The sequence below is a fragment of the Metaplanococcus flavidus genome, from assembly GCF_042675885.1.
Classification (GTDB): Bacteria; Bacillota; Bacilli; order Bacillales_A; family Planococcaceae; genus Planococcus; species Planococcus flavidus.
The window spans coordinates 23,492-50,187 of the sequence record NZ_JBHTKI010000015.1 but is presented as its reverse complement, the minus strand read 5'-3'; the positions used below and the strand labels follow the sequence as shown (position 1 = coordinate 50,187).

Below are 26,696 nucleotides of genomic sequence, written 5' to 3'. Positions count from 1 at the left end.
TGTGCAAAACATCGGAAGGGAGATCTCAGCATGAAAAGCACACCGCCTCTGCAAGGGAAATTCTATTATGGTTGGGTCATTGTAGCGATTGCAGCGCTGTCCTATTTTTTTTCGGGACCGGGCCAAACCTTTTCCAATGCAATTTTCATCGATTATTACATAGAAGAATTTGGCTGGAGCCGTTCGACTGTCTCCGGAATATACTCAGCAGCCACTTTGCTCGCCGGTTTTCTGCTGTTTGTGGTTGGCCGGCTGATTGACAGCCAGGGTGCGAGAAAAATGTCGGTTATTGTTGCTGTCCTGCTGGCTATTGCCTGTATGTTCAATGGCCTCGTTATTAACTTATTCATGCTGTTCATCGGATTCTTTTTTATCCGCTTATTGGGTCAGGGCTCAATGTCGCTTGTTGCCAAATCACTTGTGCCGCAATGGTTCATCAAAAAAAGAGGACGCGCGTTAAGTCTCGCTGCACTCGGGGCAATGATCGGATCTGCAGTTTTTCCGCTGCTGAACGTCTGGCTGATTGAAATGGTGGGCTGGCGTTTGGCGTGGGTCATCCTCGGTTTGTCCGTGCTCTTGATTTTTGCGCCATTGGCAATTCTGCTGATCCGCAATAAACCCGAAGATATAGGCCTCAGGCCGGACGGCGAAAATGTGCTGACGGAAGAAGAGCATCAAAAGTCACTATCAGCGGATATCAGCTGGACTGTTAAAGAGGCGCAGAAAACAAAAGCTTTCTGGCTTCTGTTATTTTGCGTAGCGATACCCGCATTGGTGAATACCGGTATGACATTCCATCTGGTTTCCATCTTCTCGGAAAAGTCACTGGCTCCGGAAACAGCAGCACTTGTTTTGAGTTTGATGGCGGTTATCGGATTTCCTGTAACATTTCTGGCAGGCTACCTGCTGGATAAAATTGCGGTCCGCTGGATGCTCGTGGTTCTGTTTTCGGGAGAAATTGTGTTCATTCTGCTGCTGTTGCAGGCAAACGTGTTGTCGACAGCTATCCTGTTCGGCGTGGTGTGGGGCTTTATCTCCGGCATAGAACGGGTGACGCTGAGCGTGGTCTGGCCAAATTATTACGGCAGACAATACATCGGCAGCATCAACGGCATCGCGATGGCGGTAATGGTCATCGGCTCGGCACTTGGGCCGTTGCCGTTCGGATTGTTCTTTGACAGTTTTGGCGGTTATGATGAAGTCTTGTGGCTGCTGTTATTGCTGCCGGCTTTTGGTATAGTGGCCGCAGCCCTTGCGGTTCCGCCAGTGAAAGAAATCAGTGAATAAAATGGATAAAGAAAAAAAGAGCGCCGCGGCGCTCTTTTCCATTGTGTGCAATTAATGAATTTCAATTCTCCAGATAGCGGTACAGAGTCGACTTGCTGATGCCGGTTTCTTCTTTGATTTCTGCCAGATTGAACTTTTTGCTCTCATACATCTCAATCGCTTTTTTTACATTGGCATCCGGTTTTCGCGGCCGTCCCGCATGCATCCCTTTTTCTTTCGCCATCGTGAGTCCGGCTTTTGTTTTTGCGCTGATCGAATCGCTCTGAAAATCAGCGAGGCATTGGACAATTTTTTGAAAAGTGAACAATTTGTCGGGGGCCGTATCAATCTGTTCATTGGCAGAGTAAAGTGTGATGCCTTTTTGATTCAGCACTTCGAGCAGCTCGACCAGGTGGCGGGTGGTGTCTGCCAATACATGAAGGTTCTGGATGATGAGCCGGTCTCCATTCTCCAGCCGCGCCAACAGCAGTTTCAGTTCATCCCGTTTTTTGGGAGAAGAATGAGATTCGATGAAAACTTCTTCACAGCCTATTTCATTAAGTATCACTTGTTGTTTTTCACAAGTTAAATCCCCATATATGGGCCTTGCATAGCCAATATGCACGTTAAAAACTCCTCGCTTTTCAAATTCGTTCTATTATAACATATTTTTTTATCGAAAAAGGACCAAAAAGGTTCCATTTATGGAGTGGTGGTGATACACTATTCACATTGTGTAAAAATCATGGCTTTCTGGCTGGATGGAAGGCCTTCGAAAATATTAAACAAGAGGAGAAAGATAACGTGGTTGAAACTATAAAAAAAGAGTGGTTCGGAAATGTGCGCGGCGACGTCCTGGCAGGGATTGTCGTTGCCCTTGCTTTGATTCCTGAAGCCATTGCATTCTCAATAATTGCAGGCGTCGATCCGATGGTCGGATTATATGCTTCGTTCAGTATTGCTGTGATTATCGCCTTTGTCGGCGGACGTCCCGGTATGATTTCCGCAGCAACAGGTGCGATGGCCCTCCTTATGGTGCCGCTGGTCCGCGACCACGGACTGGAGTATTTACTTGCTGCAACTGTTCTCACAGGTGTAATTCAAATCCTGTTCGGCGTGTTCAAAGTGGCGAAAGTCATGAAGTTTATTCCGCGCGCGGTTATGATCGGTTTCGTGAATGCACTGGCAATCCTAATTTTTATGGCGCAGGTGCCGCATTTTCTTGGTATCAATAACATAACATATGTGTTTGTAGCCATTACACTGGCAATCGTTTATATCGTACCGAGATTTTTCAAAGCAATTCCGGCGCCTTTGATCGCATTGGTGGTGCTGACTGCCGTTGCCATCTATTCAGGTTTCGAAATGCGTACAGTCGGCGACCTGGGGACGATCAGCCAGACGCTGCCGTCATTCCTGTTGCCGGATGTGCCGTTCAATCTGGATACATTGATGATCATTTTGCCTTATTCATTGGCACTTGCGATTGTCGGACTTTTGGAGTCCTTGCTGACGGCGAATATCGTCGATGATATGACTGGAACGGGAAGCGATAAGAACAAAGAGTCAAGAGGACAGGGAATTGCCAATTTCGTTACCGGTTTCTTCGGCGGAATGGCCGGCTGTGCCATGATCGGACAGTCGATCATCAATGTGAAATCCGGGGGAAGAGGCCGTCTGTCGGCTCTTGTCGCCGGTGCATTCCTGATGTTCCTGATTATCGTTCTCGGCAATGTCGTTATTCAAATTCCGATGCCGGTTCTGGTGGGGATCATGATAATGGTGTCAATCGGTACCTTCGACTGGTCGTCATTCAAATATCTTAAAAAAGCGCCAAAAACGGACTCGATCGTTATGCTCGCGACTGTTGCGATCGTCGTCTATACACATGACCTATCAATTGGAGTCCTGGCTGGTGTGCTGCTGAGTGCGATTTTCTTCGTATCAAAGATTTCGAAAATCAAAGTGCAGAAGAGATTGCTGGATGCCACACATTACAATGTCGAGGGCCAGCTGTTCTTCGCATCGGTAGAAGATTTCCTTGATAAATTCGATTACGATATTGAAAGAGAAAAGGTTGTCATCGATTTTACAGATGCCCATATCTGGGATGATTCCGGTGTTGGTGCTGTTGACCGAGTCGTTCTGAAATTTAGAGAGAAAGCCAATACAGTCGAGATTATCGGTCTCGATGCAGGCAGCCAGAAACTGATCGATCAGCTGGCAATCTTCAAGAGTGATAACGCAAAACTGCCGACGCATTAAATGATTTTAACGAACAGCCCTTCTATAAGAGGGGCTGTTTTTTTATGGATGAGAAACAAACAAAATTCCCCTGCTCCAAAAAAATCTGAAAAAATTGTGATCTAAAAAGAATCCTCCTGCGTTATAAAGTCAGAACGAAAAAATAAAACAGGAAAAAGGAGAGATTCATGATGAAAATGAACAAACTATTAGTAGCACTTCCACTGAGCTTGGCAATGTTGGTTCCAACGGCGGCCCTCGCAGACAGTCATGGTTCACATTCGAACGAATCAGAACAGACAGCTGAAATGGGTACAGCTACAGCAGCAGCTGAACTTCGCATCCAATTGGATACGGTACTTACCGAACATGCTTTCCTGGCAGTTGAAACAATGAGAAAAGGTGCTGACGGCGCAGAAGATTTCGATCAGGCATCAGCGGCATTGCTGGCAAACTCGGATGATCTGACAGCAGCGGTAGCTTCTGTGTACGGGGAAGAAGGCGGCACTGCATTCCAGGAAATTTGGAACTCGCACATCGGTTATTTTGTTGACTATGTAACGGCAACAGGTGAAGGCGACCAGGCGGCAAAAGACGAAGCACTGGCGCAACTTGAAGAGTACAAAACAGAACAATCGGCATTCTTCGACTCTGCAACTGAAGGGCGCTTGCCTGCAGCAGCAGTCCAGGAAGGATTGGATATGCACGTGGATCAGTTGATCAACTCATTTGATGCATATGTTGAAGGAGATTTCGAGACATCTTATACACTGGAGCGCGAATCCATCCAACACATGAGCATGTTTGCTGAAACGCTGTCAATCGCAATCGCGGATCAATTCCCTGAATTGGTTGATGGAACGAATCCCGATACACCGGCAATCGACTTGCGCGCAACTTTGAATTACACATTCACTGAGCATGCTGGATTAGCTGTAATGGCTATGCAAGATGGTGCAGATGGAGCAGAAAGCTTTGATCAGGCAGCTGGCGCATTGATGGCGAACGCCGACGATCTTTCAGCAGCCGTTGGTTCAGTCTATGGTGAAGAAGCGGGCGCTCAATTCGCTGAGATCTGGGGCTCTCACATCGGCTACTTCGTTGACTATGTAACAGCAACTGGAGAAGGCGACGCTGAAGGCCAGGAACAGGCAAAAGCTGATCTTGATGGATACATCGTCGAACAGGCAGCCTTGCTTGATGCAGCAACAGAAGGACGCGTACCGGCTGATGCTTTGGAAGAAGGTTTGACAACTCATGTCAGCCAATTGCTTGGATCGTTCGACGCTTATGTAGCGGGTGATTACGAAACGGCTTACTCTGAAATGCGCGCAGCTTATGCGCATATGACAATGCCGGCAGCTGGATTATCAGCGGCGATCACGGATCAATTCCCTGAACAGTTCGGCGGTGCAGAAATGCCTGACAAAATGCCTGCCACAGGACTTGGTGGAGCTGAAGGTGCCGGAACAATTCCGTACCTGTGGATCTTCGCTGGACTGATGCTTGCAGCATTGACGACAACTATGGCGCTAAGAGCACGTAAGCAATAAATAATAAATTGAGCCGGCTGTAATTTGGCCGGCTTTTTTCTATGGTTGGTTTTAAACGGCAGAGAAACTTCAGATAAAAATCCAGATAAATAGTTGAGAGAAGAAGCAATTTTGTCAGTGGAGTGTCATTGGCCATGATTATTTCTTTTTATTAACATAAAGTTGAATTGTTCGTATTGGCCAACGCATTTTTTTGGTATGATATTTCTAATATAGTTTCAATCTGGATAAACAGAGAGATGGAGAGATGGGGTAACAATGATGAATGTTGTGGAGCGAAATAATGTGAAAATTTCCGGGCAGGGTGAAAAAACAATCATTTTTGCGCATGGTTTCGGCTGTGATCAACTGGTGTGGAAAGAAGTTATTGAGGAATTTAAAGCGGATAATCGGGTAGTCACGTTCGATTACGTAGGATCCGGTCTAAGCGACAGGCAGTCTTATTCGCCGGAGCGCTATAGCTCCTTACACGGCTATAAACAGGATTTGCTGGAGGTTTGTGCAGCGCTCGAAGGTGAGGAATTCATCTTTGTCGGCCATTCAGTCAGCAGCATGATCGGCATGCTGGCTTCAATTGAACAGCCGGAATTATTCAGCAAACTCATTATGATCGGACCGTCACCTTATTATATGAATGAACCCGGTTACCGCGGCGGTTTCGATAAAGCCGACATCAACGAATTGCTTGATATGATGGAAGTGAATTATATGGAATGGGCAAAGTACCTGGCACCGGTGGTTATGCGCAATGAAGACCGTCCGGAACTCACGGATAACTTTGAGCAGCTGCTGTGTTCGAATGACCCATTGGTTGCGAGACAATTTGCGGAAGTGACTTTCACTTCGGATATGCGATCGGAGCTTGAAAAGTTGGCTGTGCCGACGCTGATCATGCAAACACAGTTTGATGCGATTGCCCCGGTGGAAGTGGGGGAATACGTTCATAATCATATCCCGAAAAGCCGGCTCGTTGTTATGGAAGCGATGGGACATAATCCGCATATCAGCGATGCTGCGGAAACAGTGGCTGTCATAAAGGATTATCTGGCTGGCTAGGGGGTGTAAAGATGGAAGAACAATTGGATGTGGCACCTGTCGGCTATTTGGTGATGGACCACGGCTTGAGAATAGTGCAAATTAACAAGACGATGCTTGAAATGACCGGTCTTGAAACAGCACCATCCCATATGCATGATTTACTGACGATTGCCTCCAGGGTTTATTTCCAAACCTACTTCATCCCCTCGATTATGGCGCATGGAGCAGTAAGTGAGATGTATTTGAGTATGAAAAGTTCAAAAGGACCGATTCCTGTCCTGATGAATACCCGAAAGCGAAATGGACTTTTTGAATGTGCTTTGATGCATGTTCCTGTGCGCAATGAATACGAAACTGAAATGCTCAATGCGAAACGTAATGCGGAGCAGGTAAGCCGGGCAACAGCAGAAGCGAACCGAAAACTTACAACATTGCTTGATGAAGTGGAATACAGGAAGTCGGAATTGAATGTGCTGAATAATCGGCTGAAAGAACTGACAGTGACTGACGTTTTGACCGGCCTGAAAAACCGGCGCTATCTGGAAGAATTTCTGCCTGAGCTCATTGAAGATGGCGGTACAGCCCTCCTGATGATCGACATCGATTTTTTCAAAAAGGTCAACGATTCATATGGCCATCATGCCGGTGATATTGTTTTAAAAAATTTGGCTGAAGTGCTGGAGGCTGCGATTGGGAAAGCCGGATTTGCCACAAGAGTCGGCGGCGAGGAATTTGTTGTGGTGCTGCCGGCAATCAACCTGGAGCGAGCCGAAGATCTTGCGGAACATATCCGTGAGAGAGTGGAACTCCATGATTGGCCGTATCAACCGATAACCGTCAGCATTGGAGTGGCACAAGGTTTGAAAGGCCACTCTATATCTGAAATGCTGCAGCATGCGGATGCCGCTTTGTATGAATCCAAAAATGCTGGCCGCAACAAGGTCACAGTTGCTTCTTGAATTGAAACCCTGACCATATGGCAGGGTTTTCCTGTGCGCTGCAATATATTTGATTACTTCATATTCTCTGTGCTATATAACTGGTTAAATTTAGGATATATAAGTGATTTTCTTAGGGGATGTAAGCTTAATTTGGTAAAATGTAGTTATCTTGACTATCAGGTTTTTTATTTTTTCACTGGGAGTGACTAAAGAGATGGCAAAAACAAAAGATACAGCTGAACAAATAATTCAACGAAATAACGTCAGGATCGTAGGGCAGGGCCAGAAAGTTCTGGTATTTGCGCACGGCTTTGGCTGTGATCAATATGTCTGGGACAAAATTGCCCCCGCTTTTGAGACCAAATACCGGGTCGTGCTGTTCGACTATGTAGGCTCCGGGAAAAGTGATAAAACCGCATATAATAAGGAACGGTACCGGACACTGGAGGGCTATAAGCAGGATTTTCTGGAATTATGTGATGCCCTATCCCTTGAAAATATAGTTTTTATCGGACATTCAGTCAGCAGTATGATCGGCGCGCTGGCTGCGATCGAGCGTCCGCAATTGATGAAGAATCTGATTATGATCGGCCCTTCCCCCTATTTTCTGAATGAAGAAGATTATGAGGGAAGTTTTGAAAAGGAGGAAATCGAAGGGATGCTGCAGATGATTGAGGGGAATTATAACGAGTTTGCACGTTTTCTGTCGCCTCTTGTCATGAAAAATGCAGAACGCCCTCATTTGGCCTCCGAATTCGAAGAATTATTATGCTCGAATGATCCGGACATAATCCGTGACTTTGCAGAAGCCACTTTCCTGGCGGATGTCCGTGAGGATCTGGATAAAGTGACAGTGCCGACTCTGATCCTGCAGACCCGCAATGATGCAGTGGCTTCGGAGGCAGTCGGCAGATATGTACATAGCCGGATTGAAAATAGCGAATACAAACTTATGGACGCAGAAGGTCACAGCCCACATGTAAGCGATGCAGAAGAAACGATCAGCAAAATTTCGGAATATCTGTCAGTTTCATAAAATCCTTGCTTTAATAGAACCCTTTATTCCATTTTGCAAAAAGAAGTACAAGAATGCTGGCCTTACAGGTATAATAAATTCAACCAACAGATTAACTGTAAACTCATGGAGGTACTGATGAATAGAGATTATGAAATACTGGGGCAGCGTATAATTGAAGATAAATACCTGGTAGCGGAATTGATTAACGAAGAAGTCATGAAGGACAGTAGTCAGGAAGATATCGCCGGCCATGAAGCATTCATCAAACAAGTGATCGAAGCAAGAGCCGGTTTCGTCGAACTTCTTGGGGAATCGCTGAAGAATATCTGCAATGAACAGGCTGTCTATGAAGATATCAGCAACTGGGGCAACGTCACCGGTATGTATTTCCTCGAAGCCGATGTGATGCTCGACAGCGCGCTTGCTGAGTCTTCGCTTTACCGCAAGCATTTTGCAAAAATCATTAAATCCGAAAGCAAGCGTCAGGGGATTTCAATGGAGACGCTGTTTGAAGCGTTGGAATTTTTCCATGGATTGCTGGACCATGCGATGTATTCCTACAGCAACGCCTATATCAAGGCTTACCAGGAGAGGCTTTCCTCAGCGCGCAAAGAATTCTTTGAACTGTCCGCGCCGGTTGTGCCGATTGCGGAAAACGTTGCAATCTTGCCGCTTGTCGGCGAAATCGAGTTTGACCGGGCACAGTTTATATTGGAGAAGACACTGATAGCGGCCAATAAATTACGGATTTCCACGTTGGTCATCGATTTATCCGGCGTAGTAAAAGTCGATTCGATGATTGCCGAACAAATCATTAAAATTGTCCAGGCATTGAATATGGTTGGTGTAAAGGCGATCCTTACAGGTATCCGTTCGGAAATTGCAATTACACTTTCCCAGCTCGGTATTGATACCCGTTCACTGGTGATTGGGGGCAGTTTGAAGCAGACCCTCGAGAAACTCGATTTTGCGAAACTGTAACTGAAAATTTATAGAAAAAACGCTGAAGCATGCCGCTTCAGCGTTTTTCGGCTGTCGAGAAACTGTCTACTTCTCAAATCATTTGGCTTTAGACGGACGCTTCCCTCGTGTTCAAGGTAAAATCGAAATGCTTGTTTCTTGAAATTGGCTTAAAAGTCTATGCTTTTAGAGAAAACAATCTGAGATATGGAGCAAAACAGCGCAGACGCCCAGGGGACCAAGCGAAGTGCTGAGATCCACTCGGACGAAGTGAAACGAGACCGAGTTAGCTCAGCGCGAGCCCCCAGGCAAGCGAAGCTGTTTTGCGGAATATCGGTTTTAATGTTTCTTTCTCAACAAGCAAAAAACGCTGAAGCATGTCGCTTCAGCGTTTTTCTTTTAAACAGAAATTTTTATATTGCCGGCCTCAAGAAGCTGACGTAACGCAGCAGTTTCTTCGTCGTTCAACGGAATCATCGGAAGGCGGACAGTTCCTGTCTGGATGCCGATTAATTGCAATGCTGTTTTGACCGGCACGGGATTGGGTGCCGCAAACAGGGCATTCATCACCGGCAGCAGTTTGCGGTGCTGGGCAGCCGCTTCTTTGACTTTTCCGGAAATGAAGTCCGAGACCATCGCCTGCATTTCATTGCCGATAATATGGGAGGCTACAGAGACGATGCCATCTGCTCCGATTGCCATCAGCGGCAGGGTCAATCCGTCGTCGCCACTATAGACGGTAAAATCTTCAGGCGTCTCTTCAATAATCAATGACGCTGCGTCAAGGTTGCCGCTCGCCTCTTTGACGGAAACGATATTGCTGACTTTTGACAGGCGGATGATTGTTTCTGGCGCTATATTGACGGCGCTGCGCCCCGGGATATTATAGAGCATGATCGGCAGCTGTGTAGCTTCTGCAATCGCCTTGAAGTGCTCGAACAAACCGTTCTGTGCAGGCTTGTTGTAATAAGGAGTCACAAGCATAATGCCGTCGACCCCAGCTTCTTCAGCCTGTTTTGTCAGCACGATTGACGAGCGGGTATCGTTCGATCCGGTCCCTGCGATGACTGGAATTCTGCCATTCACTTTGCCTGCCGTAAATTTGAACAACTCGACTTTCTCGGTTGCCGTCAACGTCGGCGACTCGCCTGTTGTGCCAGCCACAACAAGGGCATCCGAACCATTGGCAATAAGATGTTCGATCAGCTTCTCCGTTGCGGCAAAATCGATGTCACCGTTTGTATCTAAAGGAGTCACCATTGCTGTAATAATTTTTCCGAAATTCATAGTATCCCGTCCTTTTCAAATTTTTCTAAAGCATTTTATGTTTTGGCAATAAAATCCTGAGCCAATGCATCCGTGGTGCGGTTTTGAGTCTGCGAGGTGCGGTCAGCCGATTTTCGCTCCATCCCCCAGCTTCACAAAACAAAAAAGCAGCAGCGGAGGTTCCGCTGCTGCTGCATCGACACAAACAACGTGTGTCGATGAACGCCAGATAGCCCTCCATGCGGAAATCCGCATGACAATCCTGCATTTCTTAAATGCAGGACCAGCAGCAGGAACCAGGGTTTCCTGCCACTTCGGCAAACACCCCTTCCGGCAGAAGTCCGGGGAGCCCGTGCTCCTCATTCTGCTTACTGATGGTGATTGCGCCTCTATCCTCACTCCGATGATAAAGAGCAAGAACTATTGAATTAGCTCGACTTTATCAAAATTCATTGTTATTTGCAAGTGGAAGATGGGTATTGATAGGCAAGTGACAAGATTACGGCGAGAGAAGAGGGTGACAGAGATGAAAGAGCATGAAGGAGACAAATATCTGAATATACAAACAGCAGGAACACAGTGGATATCCGAAGCTACATTGCATCATAACCGTTATGAACCGACTCCATATGAACATTTGAAACAATTATTTAACCGTCACCCGATCGAGGAGGGTGACGGACTGGTTGATTTCGGATCCGGCAAAGGACGTTTGAATTTCTATGCCCATGACCGGTTTGGCTGCCGGACAACAGGTGTGGAACTGAATACGAATTTTTGCGGTGAAGCGAAGCAGAATCTGGCGGATTATGGCCGCAATCATCGTACCGGACTGGATCGTCTCCGGATCCAATGTGGCATGGCGCAGGACTATGAAGTGCAGGCTGAAGACACAGTTTTCTATTTCTTCAATCCATTTTCCGTGCAGATTTTCATGAAAGTGATTGATAATATTCTGCGTTCTGAAGAAACTTATCCGCGTGAGGTGAAAATCATCCTTTATTACCCCACCGCTGAGTACATCGATTTTTTAGATCGCAGCACTGTATTTGAACTGTCTGAGTCAATCGACTTGCCGACCATTGTCAAAGATCCGGCGGAACAATTTCTGGTTTATAAATTTTCATCGTTGCAGGATTTTGAGGCGCTTGTGTGAAACTTGCCGAAAACGGTGGCGCAGGATTGATATTTTTCCTCCAGTCATCCATTATATAGAATAGACAGTCTTTTCATGTATATCTGTGAAAAGAAATAAATTCTATGAAGGAAGTAAACTCATGCAAGAAGAAAATATCACACGCCTGCAATATGGCGATAAAGAATTGATCCTGATCGGAACGGCCCATGTTTCCAAACGGAGCGCGGAGCAGGTCAAAGAAGTGATTGACGCCGAGCAGCCAGACTCGATCTGCATTGAATTGGATGCGCAGCGTTATCAATCGGTCACTGAAAACAGCAAATGGAAAGAAACCGACATCTTTAAAGTAATCAAAGAGAAAAAGTCGAGTCTGTTATTGATGAACCTGGCCATCTCTTCATTCCAGAACCGCTTGGCCGACCAATTCGGCATCAAACCGGGACAGGAAATGATCCAGGGAATCGAGTCCGCAAAAGAAACCGGTGCAGAACTGGTGCTTGCTGACCGTAACATCCAGGTGACATTTTCCCGCATCTGGGGCAATATCGGCCTATGGGGCAAAGTGCAATTGCTGATGTCGGTATTCTTCAGCATCTTCAGCAAAGAGACGATTTCAGAGGAAGACCTCGAGAAAATGAAATCGCAGGACACGCTGAGTGCCGTCATGGACGATTTCACTAAAGCCTTTCCACGGCTGAAAACACCGCTGATTGATGAACGCGATCAATATCTTGCGCAGAAAATCAAAGAGGCTCCGGGCAATAAAATCGTTGCAGTGCTCGGTGCCGCACATGTTCCAGGCATTACGAGAGAGATTCATAATGAGCATGATCTTGATAAACTTTCGGAAGTGCCGCCAAAATCCAAATGGCCCAAAATCATCGGCTGGGCAATTCCGTTCATTATCATCGGAATCATTGCCTATACATTTATTGCCAACCCGGCAGCCGGCCTTGATCAGACAATCAGCTGGATTCTGTGGAACGGAACCTTGGCGGCGATTGGCGCGACCATTGCATTTGGCCATCCACTCGCAATTTTGACGGCATTCGTGGCCGCACCGGTTTCGTCGCTCAATCCGCTTGTAGCGGCAGGCTGGTTCTCAGGTTTAACCCAGGCTTCGATCCGCAAACCGAATATCGGCGATTTCGAAACATTATCGAAGGATGTTTTTACCCTTAAAGGTTTTTGGGACAATAAAGTTACGCGTGTCCTGCTGGTTGTCGTTCTGACGAACCTCGGCAGCTCACTCGGCACATTTATCGGCGGTGCTGATGTCATCCGCCTGTTCCTCGAAAACATCTAATAATGAACATCCCTGTCAAAGCTTTCAGCTGGACGGGGATTTTTATTTTTCTCGACATTCCGGATTGGACATTCGGAATCATTTGGTTATACAATAGTTATACAAATATGGAAAGAAGGTTTCTTTATGAATTACATATTAGAGCGGAGCAAACTGTTTATATTCCTGATTTTTATCTTTATGCTGGTCGGTGTTTATACATTTCTGACCCTGCCTCAGCGGGAAATTCCGGAAACGCCGCCGGGTCTCGTGCTCGTGTCGACGATTTTACCGGGAGCTGGACCCCAGGAAGTGGAACGCTCGATTACGACGCCGCTGGAAAATGAAATTCAGAAAGTGGATGGCATTTCATCCATTCAATCCATTTCTTCCAATTCAGCCTCCATCATCACATTGGAAATTGAAGACGGAGTCGAGCCGGATGCGCTGATCAATTCAATCCAGCAGGAAGCACAGAGCGCATCTGCAAATTTCCCGGAACAGGCACAGGAAACGTCTGTCGAGAAGCTCGACCTGACCTTTCCGCTGGTGTCGTATATGTTCTACGGCGACCGTGCAGAACTGGATGGGATGAAACAGGACTTGGCCGGTTTATCTGAAGATGTGGAAGCGGTGCCGGGCGTGGCAGGAACGACTGTCAAAGGCCTCAACGACCAGCAGATTCTCATTGAACTGGACGGGGACGCGCTCGCTGAAAATAACCTTCAGCCGTTTGCCGTGCTCGAATCCTTGCAGCAGGCCAATCAGCCGCTGTCACTCGGCACGCATGACAATGGCAATGAGCGGCTCGTGTTGACTGTCAGCGAGGCAGAAGGCATTGAGAAACTCGAGCAATTGCAGGTGGGAGCATCTGCAGTTCCGTTGAGTGACGTAGCAACGATTGAAACGGTCGACCAGGAGACGGTCGACATTGTCACTTTTGAAGGCAGCGATGCCATATCCTATACCGTCTTTCTGCAGACCGGCCAGGATGTGCCGGCTGTCGATGAGCGGGTGACGGAAGTGATTGAAGCGTTCAACGAAACGCTGCCGGCTGGTGTGGAAGCAAACAAATACGAATCACAGGCTGATAATGTCAATGAAATCTTCAGCGGCCTATATGTGTCGTTGTTGATTGCAGTATTGGCCGTATTGATTGCAACGACAGCCGGCTTGACTCTTTTTGGGGCATTCGCGGTTGCCTTGACGGTGCTGGCTTCTGTTTTAATCGGGCTGATTCCGATTCCGTATATGGGCGTCGATTTGAACCAGATTTCCGTGATTGGGCTCATCATCGCCATCGGGATACTCGTTGATGACAGCATTGTCGTCAATGACAATATCCAGCGGCGCTATAAATTGGGGGATTCGGCACGTGACGGCGCCATTCGGGGCGTCCGCGAAGTTTACCCGTCGATCATTTCGTCCAGTCTGGCGATTGTCGTGACATTTTCTCCGTTACTGCTGTTATCGGGCGGCAACGGCGCGTTTATCAAAGCACTGCCAAGTATCCTCATCACGACCATCATTGCATCGACCGTGTTGTCGATTACATTGGTGCCGATGATGCAGTATTTGAAGACGAAACGAAAAGTCAAGAAAATTTCCGACACACCGGGCTTTCTCGGAAAACCGCTCGAGAAGTTGGCTGTATTTTATTCTGAGAAAGTGTTGCGCGGCGTTCTGAAACGCCCGATATGGGTGGGAGCCGGCGGCTTGCTGATTGCAACCGGCTTGCTGTCACTCGCTTTATTCACACCGTTTGAGTTTTTCCCGGAAGCTGACCGTGAGGAAGTGACGATGAATGTCCGTCTTGCAGAAGGAACTCCGATTGAAGAGACCGATGCATTCCTGGCAGGTATTACGGAAGAACTCGCGGAAGAAGATGAAAATATTAACGAACTGGCAATTTTCACTGGGGACGGCTTGCCGAATCTGTTTGCATCATCATTGGATAACACCGGCTCCAATACCGGCCAGGTGGCTATACGTGTCAACCGCGACAATACGTCGGCTTCTGCGTTTATCGATAAATGGGAGCCTGAGCTGCGTGAACGTTATCCGGAGGCCGAGATCTTCCTCGACACGATTGTTCAGGGGCCTCCAGTTGGAGCTCCGGTGACCGTAACGGTTACGGGAGAAGAGATTGCAGAACTTGAAGCTTTACGTGATACGCTGAAACAGCAGATGCTCGATAACGGTGCGGATATTGTTACCGATAATCTGGGTGATCCGGTTCCTGCGATTGAATACGCGCCGAATCGTGATGCGCTTGAAAACAACAGTATCGCGCTAAATACGGTCACGAATCAGCTTCAGCTGCTGACGCAGGGAGTTCCGCTTTACCGTATTTTCGAAGACAATGAATTCTATGAGGTCGTACTGAAACAATCTGGAATTGAAGAAGGCCAGGAAATTGACCTCTCCGAATTTGCAGTTCCGGCTGCGAGCGGGCAAGGCGGCCAGCAGGGCCCGCCACAATTAATTCCGCTGAATGAATTATTGGATGAAGAACGAACAACTGCCATTGCGCAAGTGCCACATCAGGATGGCGACCGTGCAATCACGCTGCGCGCCTTTGGCAGTGCAGATGATTTTGAAGCCACAATGCTTGAAGTGGTCGATGAAGTAAGAGCTGACCTTACGGAAGGGTACGAAATTTCCACAGGTGGTGAGAATACTGATCAGGAAGCATTCTTTGCCGAAATCGGCATCCTGTTCCTGGTAGTGTTGCTGTTGGTCTATCTCGTCATCGCCTTCCAATTCAAATCGTTCAGTCTGCCATTCCTGGTATTGATCGCGGTTTACCTCGGAATTTCCGGTGCCATTCTCGGCTTGTTCCTGACACAGACGCCGCTCAGCTTCCTCGGAGTTATGGGGATTGTGTCGCTGACGGGGATTGTGGTCCGGAACGCAGTCGTGCTCATCGACTTTGTGGAAACGCGCCGCTTGTCTGGTAATTTTTCCATTAAAGAAGCAATCATGGAATCGGGTTATGCGCGCATCAAACCGATTATTTTGACTTCGGTAACCTCAATTGTAGCGCTGATTCCGGTTGCCTTGTCGGGAGACCCGCTATTCGAACCGCTGGCGGTGACAATCATCGCAGGACTGGCATTCTCCAGTCTGTTCACATTGGTGATGATTCCCGCCCTTTACCTGGTGTTTTACCGCATCAGCCATCGTGGGGAGAAAGCGAAAGCATGATTTCCTGCAGCACAGCCGATTGAGGCTGTGCTGTTTTTTATTGTTGTTTGGAAGAACCCGGATTAGTTGAAAGCGATGAGGGTAACGAGGATAATAGAACGCAAATTATGCTTTACTGAGACTGTCTGAAAGAGCGGGGGGAAGCCATTGGCGAATAAGCATGATGTAGAAGATAAGAAAGATATAAAAATTGCGCCGCTGCTTGCGGTGCTGATGGCCGGCGTTTTTGTCGCCATCCTCAACCAGACCTTGCTTGCAACGGCTTTGCCGCATATTATGGAAGATCTTCAAATAACGGCAAATACCGCTCAGTGGCTGACGACTGTTTTCATGCTTGTAAATGGCGTGATGATTCCGGTCACTGCCTTTTTAATTGGCAAATTTTCCACGCGCACTTTATTCCTGACAGCGATGGGGCTGTTCACCGTCGGAACAATCGTGGCGGCGTTTGCGCCGGGTTTTTCTGTTTTGATGCTCGGTCGCATAATTCAAGCCTCGGGAGCCGGAATCATGATACCGCTGACACAGACGATTTTGTTTGTCGTTTTCCCGATTGAGAAAAGGGGGCAGGCGATGGGCTTGTTCGGCCTTGTCATTTCCTTTGCCCCGGCAATCGGTCCGACCCTCTCCGGCTGGATTGTCGGCCAATATCCTTGGCGCGCTTTGTTTTATATTGTGATTCCAATTGCGTTGATCGATCTGATTTTTGCTTATTTCTTTTTGAAAAACGTCACGAAACAGACATTTCCGAAATTGGATATCTTTTCAGTCATGCTCTCGACGGCTGGTTTTGGGGGGATTCTTTACGGCTTCTCCAGCGCCGGCACGACCGGCTGGGGCAGTCTGCCAGTTCTTCTGTCAATCGCTATTGGCGTCGTTTCACTGTTCTTCTTTATTCGGCGCCAGTCGATATTGAAAGAACCGTTGCTCGAATTCAGAGTTTTTCAATATAAAATTTTTACGGTGTCTACCATTCTGAGTGTCATCGTATTCATTTCAATGATCGGCAGCGCGACGATCCTGCCGATTTATATGCAGGACATGCACGGTTTCACCGCTCTGGAATCCGGACTGATGCTCTTGCCCGGCGCCATTATTATGGGAATCATGAATCCGATCACCGGGCGGGTCTTTGATGCATTCGGCGGGAAATGGCTGGCCATTATCGGTTTGCTCATTGTCACGGTCAGCACGTTCCAATTTACGGTACTGACCGCCGAAACCTCGTTCACCTATTTGACGATCATGCACGCCATCCGGATGTTCGGCGTTGCGATGGTCATGATGCCGGTTACGACCGCAGGACTCAATCAGTTGCCCGAACGCCTGATTCCGCATGGTACGGCGATGAGCAATACGATGCGCCAGGTATCGGGTTCGATTGGCACCGCTTTGCTGGTCACGATTATGACCAGCACCGCTCTCGATCCGCAGGAATATGGCGTCCAAGGTTTGATCCGTGGCGTCAATATCTCCTTTATTGTTGCTGGAATTCTTAGTCTCGTCGGTGTCTTTTTGTCCTTTTTCCTGAAGAAAGCAGACCCTCCGGCTGAGGATCAATAAAAGCGGAGTAGCATAAAAATGAGATCATGTTGCCGGGGTTCAGTTTAATTGTCAAATTTGGAGTCATTGGAAATACGTACTTTATCTGGATTTGTAACATATTATACATTTACTTCTCTAAATAGCTTTGGTAAGATGTCAGACGACGGATGAGTTAAGCGTTTTATTTGCCTAATTTTCTGAGAAAATACTAATTATGAGGTGAAGTTGTGAATATATTATGGGGCATCTTCGGCATCTTCGTTGTTCTGGGACTTGCCTTCCTTATGTCGGACGGAAAAAAATCCATTAAGCCACGGACAATTTTAGGTGGATTGGCGATTCAGATCAGTTTCGCGTTCATCGTACTTGAATGGGAAACAGGGCGCCAGGGACTGCTTTGGTTGTCCGGAGTGGTCAATAATGTAATCGGTTACGCGGGCGAGGGGATTGCCTTCGTGTTTGGTCCAGCAGCCGATACAGAAGGATTCGGTTTCGTCTTCGCTTTCCAGGTACTGACGATCATCATCTTCTTCTCATCTTTAATCTCGGTCCTTTATTATCTAGGCATCATGCAGATTGTTATCCGCTTTCTTGGAGGTGCGTTATCAAAACTGCTTGGTACAAGCAAAGCGGAATCGATTTCCGCCTCAGCCAACATCTTTGTCGGCCAGACGGAAGCACCATTAGTCGTGCGCCCGTTCCTGCCGACGATGACGAAATCCGAGTTGTTTGCAGTCATGACCGGGGGACTTGCTTCAGTTGCAGGTTCGACACTGGCGGGTTACGCACTTCTTGGCGTTCCGCTTGAATATCTTCTTGCGGCCAGTTTCATGGCGGCTCCAGCCGGGTTAATCATGGCGAAAATCATGATTCCGGAACGTGAGGAAGTCGATGAAAAAGATTTTGTAATGGAAAAAGATAAAGAATCCACAAACGTAGTCGACGCTGCTGCACGCGGTGCATCCGACGGTCTGCAATTAGCGTTGAATGTTGGTGCAATGCTTCTGGCGTTCATCGCATTAATCGCTTTAGCGAATGGTGTACTTGGCTTTGTTGGAGGCTTTGTCGGATTTGAAGACCTGACAATCCAGGGGATTCTCGGATTCATTTTTGCGCCACTCGCGTTTGCAATCGGTGTGCCTTGGGTGGAAGCTGTTCAAGCGGGGAGCTTCATCGGCCAGAAGCTTGTTCTTAACGAGTTTGTCGCTTACGTATCCTTCACGGATCAAATGGCGGATCTGTCACCGAAAACAGTCCTTATTGTCAGCTTTGCGCTTTGTGGTTTCGCTAACTTGAGCTCACTGGCTATCCTGCTGGGCGGACTCGGTTCACTCGCTCCAAATCGCCGTCCCGATATCGCCAAACTTGGCATGCGCGCAGTTGCTGCCGGAGCACTTGCTTCACTGCTGAGCGCCTCGATTGCGGGAATGTTCTTTTAAACAATGAATGCTGAAGCCACACGCAAATTGCGTGTGGCTTTTTTTGATGGGATGAAACAGCACAACGTATTAACGTACGGGCTTCAGGTTTTATCGCTTTTCGCCCGGCGAAAAGCATCCATTATTTGGTTTTTTGTTTTTGATTTTGGAAGCAATTCTCAGGAAGGGTGAATTGTAGCTTGTAAAAAACCTGAAGAGCGCAGAATGCCTGCATTTCGCTGAGGCGAAATACGATGAAGATTGAAAATCTTAAGGAAAGAGTAGGGTTTTAAAAGAAATGGGGGTAGAGAAGGGGCAATTTATTGAAAATAAGTGATTTAGGTGTTGATGAGGGTCTTTTTACTTGGCGAAAAGCTTCCTTTTTTGGTTATTTTGTTTCTACAGGAATGTTATGCGCGATTAGAAAAAAATACGCGCGATTAAAAAATTATATGCGCGATTAGAAAAAAATATGCACGGTTAAAACATTTTACGCGCGATTAGCAGACACTTATGCGCGTTCCGTTAATATCAGCAAAAATAAAAAAGAGAGACGCTTCAGTCTCTCTTCTTTAAACTGTATCTCCTAGCTTTGGATTCTCCATCAATCACAAAATCAAACTGTGACAATAATCTGGTAGCAACGGACCTTGAACTCACACCACACCACTCACGAAACGCCTGATTCGTGATATGCGTATCGATCAGAGAAAAGTATTCACGCAAGGCAAACTTATGCGCTTGCCGGTCGCGGTGGGCGCAACCCGGGCATTGCCAGCTCTTCTTTATTCGTTTCATTCCATAATTCCGGCAAGCCATACATTGAACGCCGCGCCGTATTTCACTCGCTTCAATATAATATTTAGCACATAAAGGGGTTCTCAGGTAGGGGACATGGCCGCCAACAATCTGCTTTTTTATTTTCGGCAGATTCGACGGTTTGGCTTCGAGGGGGAAAGCCTTTAGGATTTGAAATAAATACTCGGGCATTTGATAGACTTTGCAGAGGTGTTTGCCTTTTGGCCGGACAATAAATTCACAGTTCTTGGGTGTGAAGACGATTAGACCGCTGACTGGCAAATTTATCTTTTTCCGGGTAAACCATTTCGACAGGAAGCGGATATTTTTATTTAATTGGATGCGCGGATCATCAAAAACTTCTTTCACATCATTGTCGTCAAATCGATAGAACTCGCCGGTCTTGTCGTCAAAATGGAGTTTGCCGCTGATGTTCTTTGAATCGATGACGATGGCGCCTCTCCGTGTCAGCACAATGCCGTCAAACTGCGTTTTCCATGACCCGATTGCCAAACCGACATCCCACAGCGCATGAACTTCTTCTTCCGGCTGGAATTCGATAAATCGCTGACGCATCCGTTCCTCGCCGCGACTCCCGGCAACAGTCCGGTGCAGTTTTCCTTTAAGATAGTTCAGCTGTGAATGAACTGCAGGCATTCGGCCTATCAACGAACTGAGCGCTGTTTCCATAGACAGTAATTCCATTTTTTCTCTTTCCATATAACACCTCATTTCTACAGATTAATTGAAGTATAGCATTTCTTGAAAAGGAAAATATATTTCCCGGGAAATATATTTTTAGAAGAATTAAAAACTGAATGCAAAGCATTTCGCACCAGCGAAATGCGAAAAACCGACCTTGAAATATCCTGCAATTCGTCCAGGGGAACGGTGGAAAACCAGCACTTCTTTAACCTCCACACCTGTCAACCCCAAACCCTTGACGGAACCCCCTTTATGAATTACAATTCTATCTTGGCTCACCTGGATTTATTCAGGCAGAGCGGGTAGGGAGAGGGCTAATTTAATAGAAGGTTATGTATATGAATAAATGGATGGACCGTTTTTTCGGTCTTGAAGAAAATGGTACTTCGGTGAAACGGGAGTTACTGGCAGGTTTGATCGGCTTCTTCACAGTGGTCTACATCATCGCGGTTAATTCGTTGATCCTGTCGGAGTCGGGCATGCCGATTGAAGCGGCGATCATCGCCACGATTGCGGCTTCCGTTTTCGGCGCATTGGTTATGGGATTCTGGGGCAATGTGCCGATTCTGCTGATTCCGGGCATGGGCATCAACGCGCTGTTTTCATACACAATGGTGCAATCGATGGGCCTCACGTGGCAGGAGGCTTTGGCAGTCGTATTTGTTTCCGGCGTCATTTTTGTCGCTGTGGCGTTTACCCGTTTTGCCAAAGTGCTGAGTGCTGCGGTGCCGCATTCGCTGAAAGAGGCGATCACAGTCGGTTTGGGATTATTCCTGATGCTGCTGGGCCTTGAAAAAGGTGGAATCGTCATCAACGGCGAAGGTTCGATTTTGGCGTTGGGATCGATTTCCGATCCACTGCTATTAGCAACAGCTTTGACATTCCTCATCGCCATCATCCTGTTCATCCGCAACGTGCCGGGAAATTTCCTCATCACGATTGTGGCAGGAACATTGATCGCCTTTTTCTTCGGCATGATCGATCTCGGCGGACTGGATGAACCGGCGATGAGCGCTTCAGAAGCTTTTGCAGGATTCGGTGCGCTAAGTTTCACCAGCTTCCTGACTATGGGATTTTGGGTGGCGGTTTTCTCGCTGTCGATGGTGTTGATATTTGAGAATATCGGTCTCGTCCACGGACAGGTCAATTTCATCGACCGTCCCGAGAAGTACAAGCGCGCTTTCCAGGCAACGTCGATCGGATCGATGGCTTCCGGCATTTTCGGAACGAGCCCGACTGTCGCCAGTGTGGAGACATTGGCTGGCATGGCAGCAGGCGGACGCACAGGTTTGACGGCTATTACAACCGGCTTGCTGTTTCTTGGTGCCGCATTTTTCGTTCCCGTCATCAAATTGATCCCGGACAGCGCAATTGCGCCGATTCTGATCATCATTGGTGCGCTAATGCTGCAGAACATCAAGAACCTCGACATGAAAGACATGAGCGAGAGCATTCCGGCATTTCTGATCATCGTCCTCATCCCGTTTACGTACAGTATCGCTGACGGCATTGCCATTGGCTTTATCATGTATCCGGTATTGAAAGTCGGCCTCGGCAAATGGCGCGAAGTTACACCGGCGCTTTATGTGATCGCCGCGCTGTTCCTCGCGAATTACGTTTTCCAGGTGTTTGGCTGATTTATGGCAATAAAGCGAAACTTCATTCAGTGGGGTTCTTCATCCCCACTAAATGTTAATACGGGATAAAGCAGGAAACGCACTTGCCCGATAGCAAGTGCGTTTTTTCGTTAAATAGCGCTGCAGGATGATACAATACAATAAAACCGGCAGCAACTGAAAGGAGCGACCGCATTATGAAATATACGAAAACGAAGATGGAACGTCTCGTCAGTGAAAATCCGGAGCTGAAAAAGCGCCTGAAAACGCTGATGAAAGACATGGAACTTGAAAAGGGCTTTGCCTTGAAAGCTCTCTACCATTCAGAAGTGACAGACAACGGACCATACCAGTCCGCCTATCAGGACCTCGACTTGCTCTAAAGAGCAGGTCTTTTTTTTTCTTTTTAATTTGAAATAAAAAAACCCTTTTCAGACAACTGTGTCTGAAAAGGGTTGCGTCAGGCTCTTCTGGGCTGGGTTTCGTCCAACCAGCGCTGCCACTCTTCATAAGTATTGCCAAGATAATACTGGTTTGTATTATTTTCATTGTGGCCAAGGCACCGTCCGCCAATGACAAATTGCAGATCGGGCTTGGTGGCTTTCAATGTGGCAATATAATTTTCAACAGCAGGCATCAACCGTTTATGCCCGATGGACATGGCGACCAATTTGAAATCCTGTTTTTCAATAAGTTCCGGAAGCCCTTCGAGCGGGGTGTCCGGACCGATATACGCCACTGAATACCCATTTTCCCGGAGGAATAAAGTGAACAGCAACAAGCCGAGCTGATGATGTTCGCCGCTCGGACAGAACGCCAGCACTTTTGGCAAACTATCCGATGTCGGGAAGATGCGGAAAAACTGAGTGAAACGCTGAAGCACCAGATGGCTCAGCATATGCTCATGGGCCACAGTGATGGTGCCGTTTTCCCATTCATTACCGATGCGGACCATCAATGGCGCCAAAATCGAAAAGAACACCGTGCGGTAATGGAACATCGAGAAATTCAAATCCAATAAATACTGGAAACGGTCACTGTCCATTTCGGCTCCGGCGGTATAAAGTTCTTCGATCTGCTTGTCGTATGGTTGAGATCCCATAGTGGGAGCCGTCAACTCACTGGCAGGCTTCACGAATTTTTTGCGTGATGCATGCAAGAGTTTAACGGCTTCGCTAATTTTGATGCCGTTATTTTGAACCTGGATTTTCAGCCACTGCAAATCCTCCAGATTCTGGTCAGAGTAGAGGCGGTGGCCTGACTCTGTTCGAGCTGGAGTAATCGCATTGTACCGTGTTTCCCACGATCGGATGGTCACTTTTGGCATATCGAGGATCTTTGCGGCAGCTTTTATATTGTACATGGCAGGACCCACATTTCTATAAGTTAGTTGTATATTAATTATACAAGTACTTATACAATGCGTAAAGCGTGAGGGTTGGGGGCTTGCATCAAAAAAAGCAGAAAGAGACGGGGCTCCTTCTGCTTTTAACATATTATTGAGCTAATAAATCTATAGTAGCCGATATTCCGCAAAACAGCTTGCTTGCCTGGGGGCTCGCGCTGAGCTAACTCGGTCTCGTTTCACTTCGCCCGAGTGGATCTCAGCACTTCGCTTGGTCCCCTGGGCGTCTGCGCTGTTTTACTCCATATCTCTAGAGAGTCCTCTCAGCGCCGAGCTTGCGCAGGAGCATAATCTTTGCTTTGGCTCTTCTGCGACGAAGCAGCGTAGCGATGCAGGAGCATAATCTTTGCTTTGGCTCTTCTGCGACGAAGCAGCGTAGCGATGCAGGAGCATAATCTTTGCTTTGGCTCTTCTGCGACGAAGCAGCGTAGCGATGCAGGAGCATAATCTTTGCCCTTGTTCTAAGCGCCGAAGCGTCATATAAATGCTGATTATTTAGTTCAACATAAATAGTCAATTAATACTCTTCTGCAATTTTAACCTTCACTGCTCGTGAACGCTGCCATACCATGGTGATGAAAATGGTGATCATCAGCATGATCAAACCGAGGATGAACGGGAAAATGATGTTGACATCGTAGAGGGCGCCCGCAAGCAAAGGTCCCATGACGTTGCCGATGCTCATATAGGCATTGTTCATGCCCATTGCAAATCCGACTTCACCTTCCGCCATTTTGGAAATCAGCGTGTTCAGCACTGGACGAAGAATCGACGTTGCCAGGAATATGACGAGCGATACGCCGAAGAACATCGCGTAGCTGCCTGCAAACAACGATAACAGGAAGCCGAACGCCGCAACACCGAGAAATGCGATGAGAATCGTCACTTCACCAAAACGGCGGACGATGCGGTCGACGATGAACAATTGGACGATGACACTGACAATACCGGTTGCCGTAATCATAAAGGCAATATCTTTGGCAGTCGAGTTGAATTGATTATCAAGGTAAAGACCGACGATTGATTCGTAGGCGAGCAAACCGAAGCTCATGACAAGCGTGATGATCAATGGAATGAAATACTGTTTTTTCGTGGATGACGCAATTTTTGACAGCATGGATTCCTTTTGCGTCATGTCGATAGCAAGTCCGGCGTCCGCATTTTCAGCGTCGCTGTCCTTCAATAGGATGAGGGAAAATACAACGGCGCCAAGTGAAACGAATGCCGATACAAGAAACGGCAATTTTAAGCTGTAATCAGCCAGGAATCCGCCGATTCCCGGACCGACGACGATGCCGAGGGACATAGCTGCGGACACAAGGCTTGTGCCTTTTGCGCGCTGGTCGAAAGTCGTGATGTCTGCAATATAGGCGAAAATGGCCGGCACGAGCATGGCTGCGCCGATTCCCCCGATAACACGGGAGAAGTAAAGCACCCAGATGAAATCGGATGCGTAGAAAACGAACATGGAAAGGGTCAAGCCGACCAGTCCGTAGATGATCATTCTTCTGCGGCCGTACTGATCCGCCCATTTGCCGGCTATCGGCGAGAACAGGAATTGCGCTGCTGCGAATATCGCAATCATTAGACCGGCAGCCATGCCTCCCTGGCCGATGGATTGCAGATAGGACGGGAGAATGGGGATAATGATGCCAAAACTGGCAATGGCTATGAACATATTGATCATCAAAATAATGATCTTTTTGCGTTGATCTGGTGACATGGTGCGCCCCTTTTCTTATTGTAGATGGTTGTGCAGTTGGAGTTTCTTCTATATATAAGTGAATAAAATAAACAGGGAGGACCGATTTTTTAAAAAGGTTTTATTTATGTACGAGAGGAGAGGAAAAAACTCCCCCATTTACCGTTAATAAGCCATGATTTTTTACACTCAATTTACCATGTTATGCCGGCTCGAACTTCTTGTCAATCAGGTAAACTCGGTCCCAATAAAAAACTGAACCTTTATGTTAAAGGTTCAGCTTCGTGGGTTTCATTGTTCGCATCGTCGCCCATTGTTTTTGCATTATTCGTTTTGCGCCAAGCCATGGCAATCGAGAGAGTCACGACCAACAGACCAAGGCCAAGGATGAACGGGTAGTTGATGTTGACATCAAACAGCATGCCTGCAGAAATCGGGCCCAGGACATTGCCGAGGCTCATATAGGCAGTGGCCATGCCCATTGCAAAGCCGATTTCACCAGCGGCCATTTTCGACACCAGAATATTGAGAACCGGGCGAAGAATGGCCATCGCAAGGAAAATCACGAGGGAGACACCGAAAAAGGCGCCGTAGCTTCCTGCAGTCAATGAAATCAGGAAGCCGGTTGTTGCAAGTCCAAGAAAAGCGATCAATGTTTTGACTTCGCCGAATCGGCGAACAAGCCGGTCGACCACGAAGAACTGGACTGTCACGCTGACGATACCTGTCGCGGTGATCATCAAGGCGATGTCCGACGAGGTTGAACCGAATTGCGTCGTCAAATACATACCGATGACGGATTCATAAGCGACAAGGCCAAAACTCATGATGAAAATGATAACCAAAGGAATGAAATAAGGCATTTTAGTAGAGCGGACGATTTGTTCGAGCATCGACTCATCTTTAGAAAATTCTTCCGCCTGTTTTTTGGTTTCTTCATTCGCTTGAATTTCCTTCAGCATGAAGAAAGAGAAAATCATAGCACTGAATGTCACCATAGCGGCGATCAAAAACGGCAGTTTCAAACTGATGTCGGCAAGAAATCCACCGAATCCAGGTCCGATGACCAGGCCAAGAGACATGGCGGCAGTGACCATTCCGGTACCTTTTGCGCGCTGCTTTGCAGTTGTGATGCCGGCCACATAAGTGAAGACGCCGGGAATCAGGAAGGCATCGCCGATTCCGCCCACTACGCGGGAAGCATAGATGACCCAGATTGAATCGGTGGAAAAGAACATCAGCATCGAGATGGTCAATAAGGCAAGACCAAGAATAATTACTTTGCGGGGACCGTATTTATCGGCCCAATTGCCTCCGAGTGGAGAAAACAGAAGCTGTGCACCTGCGAAAATCGCGATCATCAGACCGGCTGCGGTGCCGCCTTGGCCAATGGATAATAGATAAGCCGGGAGAATAGGGACAACAATTCCGAAACTTGCTATAGCAATAAACATATTGATCATCAATATGGACATTTTTTTACGTTGGCTGTTAGACAATTAAGTAGCCCTCTTTCACTTTAAAATTATTGTGCAAACGCTAATCGTTTTGACAACTTTTCATATAGTATGATAGGTAAATGTTAAAGTCA

General features: G+C 47.3%; 20 protein-coding genes and 1 riboswitch. Of the genes, 14 read left to right on the top strand and 6 right to left on the bottom strand.

The genetic code is table 11. The features are described from left to right. Window positions 1-30: 30 nt before the first annotated feature. Window positions 31-1,287: an MFS transporter gene (locus ACFQ1X_RS11020; RefSeq protein WP_144838174.1), complete on the top strand. Its 1,257-nt coding sequence runs from the start codon at window positions 31-33 to the stop codon at window positions 1,285-1,287. Window positions 1,288-1,348: 61 nt separating this feature from the next. Here the strand turns inward: ACFQ1X_RS11020 and ACFQ1X_RS11015 are convergent, their stop codons facing one another. Further along, window positions 1,349-1,891 carry a recombinase family protein gene (locus ACFQ1X_RS11015; RefSeq protein ID WP_144838172.1) on the bottom strand — a complete coding sequence of 181 codons (543 nt, stop codon included), beginning with the start codon at window positions 1,889-1,891 and terminating at the stop codon, window positions 1,349-1,351. A gap of 179 nt (window positions 1,892-2,070) precedes the next feature. Between ACFQ1X_RS11015 and ACFQ1X_RS11010 the strand changes: the two genes are divergently transcribed. The 6 genes from ACFQ1X_RS11010 (at window position 2,071) to ACFQ1X_RS10985 (ending at window position 9,041) form a co-directional block, all read left to right on the top strand. After that, window positions 2,071-3,531 (top strand): SulP family inorganic anion transporter, encoded by a 1,461-nt coding sequence (locus ACFQ1X_RS11010; RefSeq protein WP_144838170.1) that lies wholly within the window; start codon window positions 2,071-2,073, stop codon window positions 3,529-3,531. 170 nt (window positions 3,532-3,701) lie between these two features. Continuing rightward, window positions 3,702-5,063: a copper amine oxidase gene (locus ACFQ1X_RS11005; protein ID WP_144838168.1), complete on the top strand. Its 1,362-nt coding sequence runs from the start codon at window positions 3,702-3,704 to the stop codon at window positions 5,061-5,063. Window positions 5,064-5,321: 258 nt separating this feature from the next. Further along, a complete protein-coding gene (locus ACFQ1X_RS11000; protein ID WP_144838166.1) occupies window positions 5,322-6,119 on the top strand; it encodes an alpha/beta fold hydrolase in 798 nt (265 codons plus the stop codon). 11 nt (window positions 6,120-6,130) lie between these two features. Further along, window positions 6,131-7,060: a sensor domain-containing diguanylate cyclase gene (locus ACFQ1X_RS10995; RefSeq protein WP_144838164.1), complete on the top strand. Its 930-nt coding sequence runs from the start codon at window positions 6,131-6,133 to the stop codon at window positions 7,058-7,060. A 196-nt stretch (window positions 7,061-7,256) separates the two neighbouring features. Beyond that, window positions 7,257-8,078 carry an alpha/beta fold hydrolase gene (locus ACFQ1X_RS10990; RefSeq protein ID WP_144838163.1) on the top strand — a complete coding sequence of 274 codons (822 nt, stop codon included), beginning with the start codon at window positions 7,257-7,259 and terminating at the stop codon, window positions 8,076-8,078. Window positions 8,079-8,195: 117 nt separating this feature from the next. Then, complete coding sequence (locus tag ACFQ1X_RS10985) at window positions 8,196-9,041, top strand: STAS domain-containing protein (RefSeq protein WP_379082564.1); 846 nt, start codon at window positions 8,196-8,198, stop codon at window positions 9,039-9,041. Between the two features lie 378 nt (window positions 9,042-9,419). On the opposite strand, the gene dapA is transcribed toward ACFQ1X_RS10985, so the two are convergent. Then, window positions 9,420-10,307 carry a 4-hydroxy-tetrahydrodipicolinate synthase gene (gene dapA / locus ACFQ1X_RS10980; protein ID WP_144838160.1) on the bottom strand — a complete coding sequence of 296 codons (888 nt, stop codon included), beginning with the start codon at window positions 10,305-10,307 and terminating at the stop codon, window positions 9,420-9,422. Between the two features lie 201 nt (window positions 10,308-10,508). Further along, window positions 10,509-10,686, bottom strand: a riboswitch (Lysine riboswitch). A 126-nt stretch (window positions 10,687-10,812) separates the two neighbouring features. Between dapA and ACFQ1X_RS10975 the strand changes: the two genes are divergently transcribed. The 5 genes from ACFQ1X_RS10975 (at window position 10,813) to ACFQ1X_RS10955 (ending at window position 18,900) form a co-directional block, all read left to right on the top strand. Further along, the gene (locus tag ACFQ1X_RS10975; protein ID WP_379082560.1) at window positions 10,813-11,442 is read left to right on the top strand and encodes an SAM-dependent methyltransferase; all 630 of its coding nucleotides are present in this window, start codon (window positions 10,813-10,815) and stop codon (window positions 11,440-11,442) included. A gap of 121 nt (window positions 11,443-11,563) precedes the next feature. Beyond that, window positions 11,564-12,730 carry a TraB/GumN family protein gene (locus ACFQ1X_RS10970; RefSeq protein ID WP_144838157.1) on the top strand — a complete coding sequence of 389 codons (1,167 nt, stop codon included), beginning with the start codon at window positions 11,564-11,566 and terminating at the stop codon, window positions 12,728-12,730. Window positions 12,731-12,856: 126 nt separating this feature from the next. Then, window positions 12,857-15,916 carry an efflux RND transporter permease subunit gene (locus ACFQ1X_RS10965; RefSeq protein WP_144838154.1) on the top strand — a complete coding sequence of 1,020 codons (3,060 nt, stop codon included), beginning with the start codon at window positions 12,857-12,859 and terminating at the stop codon, window positions 15,914-15,916. Between the two features lie 213 nt (window positions 15,917-16,129). Beyond that, window positions 16,130-17,479, top strand: coding sequence for an MDR family MFS transporter (locus ACFQ1X_RS10960; RefSeq protein ID WP_144838472.1), 1,350 nt, complete (start codon window positions 16,130-16,132; stop codon window positions 17,477-17,479). A gap of 209 nt (window positions 17,480-17,688) precedes the next feature. Then, entirely contained in the window at window positions 17,689-18,900 is a 1,212-nt protein-coding gene (locus ACFQ1X_RS10955; RefSeq protein WP_144838152.1) for a NupC/NupG family nucleoside CNT transporter, read from the top strand. A gap of 537 nt (window positions 18,901-19,437) precedes the next feature. Here the strand turns inward: ACFQ1X_RS10955 and ACFQ1X_RS10950 are convergent. Next, on the bottom strand, window positions 19,438-20,397 hold the full coding sequence (locus ACFQ1X_RS10950; protein ID WP_379082555.1) for a nuclease-related domain-containing protein: 960 nt from the start codon (window positions 20,395-20,397) through the stop codon (window positions 19,438-19,440). Between the two features lie 323 nt (window positions 20,398-20,720). Between ACFQ1X_RS10950 and ACFQ1X_RS10945 the strand changes: the two genes are divergently transcribed. After that, the gene (locus ACFQ1X_RS10945) at window positions 20,721-22,019 is read left to right on the top strand and encodes an NCS2 family permease (RefSeq protein WP_144838150.1); all 1,299 of its coding nucleotides are present in this window, start codon (window positions 20,721-20,723) and stop codon (window positions 22,017-22,019) included. 176 nt (window positions 22,020-22,195) lie between these two features. Further along, window positions 22,196-22,381 (top strand): hypothetical protein, encoded by a 186-nt coding sequence (locus ACFQ1X_RS10940; protein ID WP_144838148.1) that lies wholly within the window; start codon window positions 22,196-22,198, stop codon window positions 22,379-22,381. Between the two features lie 77 nt (window positions 22,382-22,458). Here the strand turns inward: ACFQ1X_RS10940 and ACFQ1X_RS10935 are convergent, their stop codons facing one another. From ACFQ1X_RS10935 to ACFQ1X_RS10925, 3 genes are all read right to left on the bottom strand, one after another. Then, entirely contained in the window at window positions 22,459-23,361 is a 903-nt protein-coding gene (locus tag ACFQ1X_RS10935) for a MerR family transcriptional regulator (RefSeq protein ID WP_144838146.1), read from the bottom strand. A 559-nt stretch (window positions 23,362-23,920) separates the two neighbouring features. Continuing rightward, entirely contained in the window at window positions 23,921-25,126 is a 1,206-nt protein-coding gene (locus ACFQ1X_RS10930; protein WP_144838142.1) for an MFS transporter, read from the bottom strand. Between the two features lie 242 nt (window positions 25,127-25,368). Next, window positions 25,369-26,604: an MFS transporter gene (locus ACFQ1X_RS10925; protein WP_144838140.1), complete on the bottom strand. Its 1,236-nt coding sequence runs from the start codon at window positions 26,602-26,604 to the stop codon at window positions 25,369-25,371. Window positions 26,605-26,696: the final 92 nt, after the last annotated feature.

Bases quoted from the DNA above. Each gene is read 5' to 3' on its own strand.
- ACFQ1X_RS11020 (WP_144838174.1), top strand. From the start codon at position 31: ATGAAAAGCACACCGCCTCTGCAAGGGAAATTCTATTATGGTTGGGTC.
- ACFQ1X_RS11005 (WP_144838168.1), top strand. From the start codon at position 3,702: ATGAAAATGAACAAACTATTAGTAGCACTTCCACTGAGCTTGGCAATG.
- ACFQ1X_RS11000 (WP_144838166.1), top strand. From the start codon at position 5,322: ATGATGAATGTTGTGGAGCGAAATAATGTGAAAATTTCCGGGCAGGGT.
- ACFQ1X_RS10995 (WP_144838164.1), top strand. From the start codon at position 6,131: ATGGAAGAACAATTGGATGTGGCACCTGTCGGCTATTTGGTGATGGAC.
- ACFQ1X_RS10990 (WP_144838163.1), top strand. From the start codon at position 7,257: ATGGCAAAAACAAAAGATACAGCTGAACAAATAATTCAACGAAATAAC.
- ACFQ1X_RS10985 (WP_379082564.1), top strand. From the start codon at position 8,196: ATGAATAGAGATTATGAAATACTGGGGCAGCGTATAATTGAAGATAAA.
- dapA (WP_144838160.1), bottom strand. From the start codon at position 10,307: ATGAATTTCGGAAAAATTATTACAGCAATGGTGACTCCTTTAGATACA.
- ACFQ1X_RS10975 (WP_379082560.1), top strand. From the start codon at position 10,813: ATGAAAGAGCATGAAGGAGACAAATATCTGAATATACAAACAGCAGGA.
- ACFQ1X_RS10970 (WP_144838157.1), top strand. From the start codon at position 11,564: ATGCAAGAAGAAAATATCACACGCCTGCAATATGGCGATAAAGAATTG.
- ACFQ1X_RS10965 (WP_144838154.1), top strand. From the start codon at position 12,857: ATGAATTACATATTAGAGCGGAGCAAACTGTTTATATTCCTGATTTTT.
- ACFQ1X_RS10960 (WP_144838472.1), top strand. From the start codon at position 16,130: ATGGCCGGCGTTTTTGTCGCCATCCTCAACCAGACCTTGCTTGCAACG.
- ACFQ1X_RS10950 (WP_379082555.1), bottom strand. From the start codon at position 20,397: ATGGAAAGAGAAAAAATGGAATTACTGTCTATGGAAACAGCGCTCAGT.
- ACFQ1X_RS10945 (WP_144838150.1), top strand. From the start codon at position 20,721: ATGAATAAATGGATGGACCGTTTTTTCGGTCTTGAAGAAAATGGTACT.
- ACFQ1X_RS10940 (WP_144838148.1), top strand. From the start codon at position 22,196: ATGAAATATACGAAAACGAAGATGGAACGTCTCGTCAGTGAAAATCCG.
- ACFQ1X_RS10935 (WP_144838146.1), bottom strand. From the start codon at position 23,361: ATGTACAATATAAAAGCTGCCGCAAAGATCCTCGATATGCCAAAAGTG.
- ACFQ1X_RS10930 (WP_144838142.1), bottom strand. From the start codon at position 25,126: ATGTCACCAGATCAACGCAAAAAGATCATTATTTTGATGATCAATATG.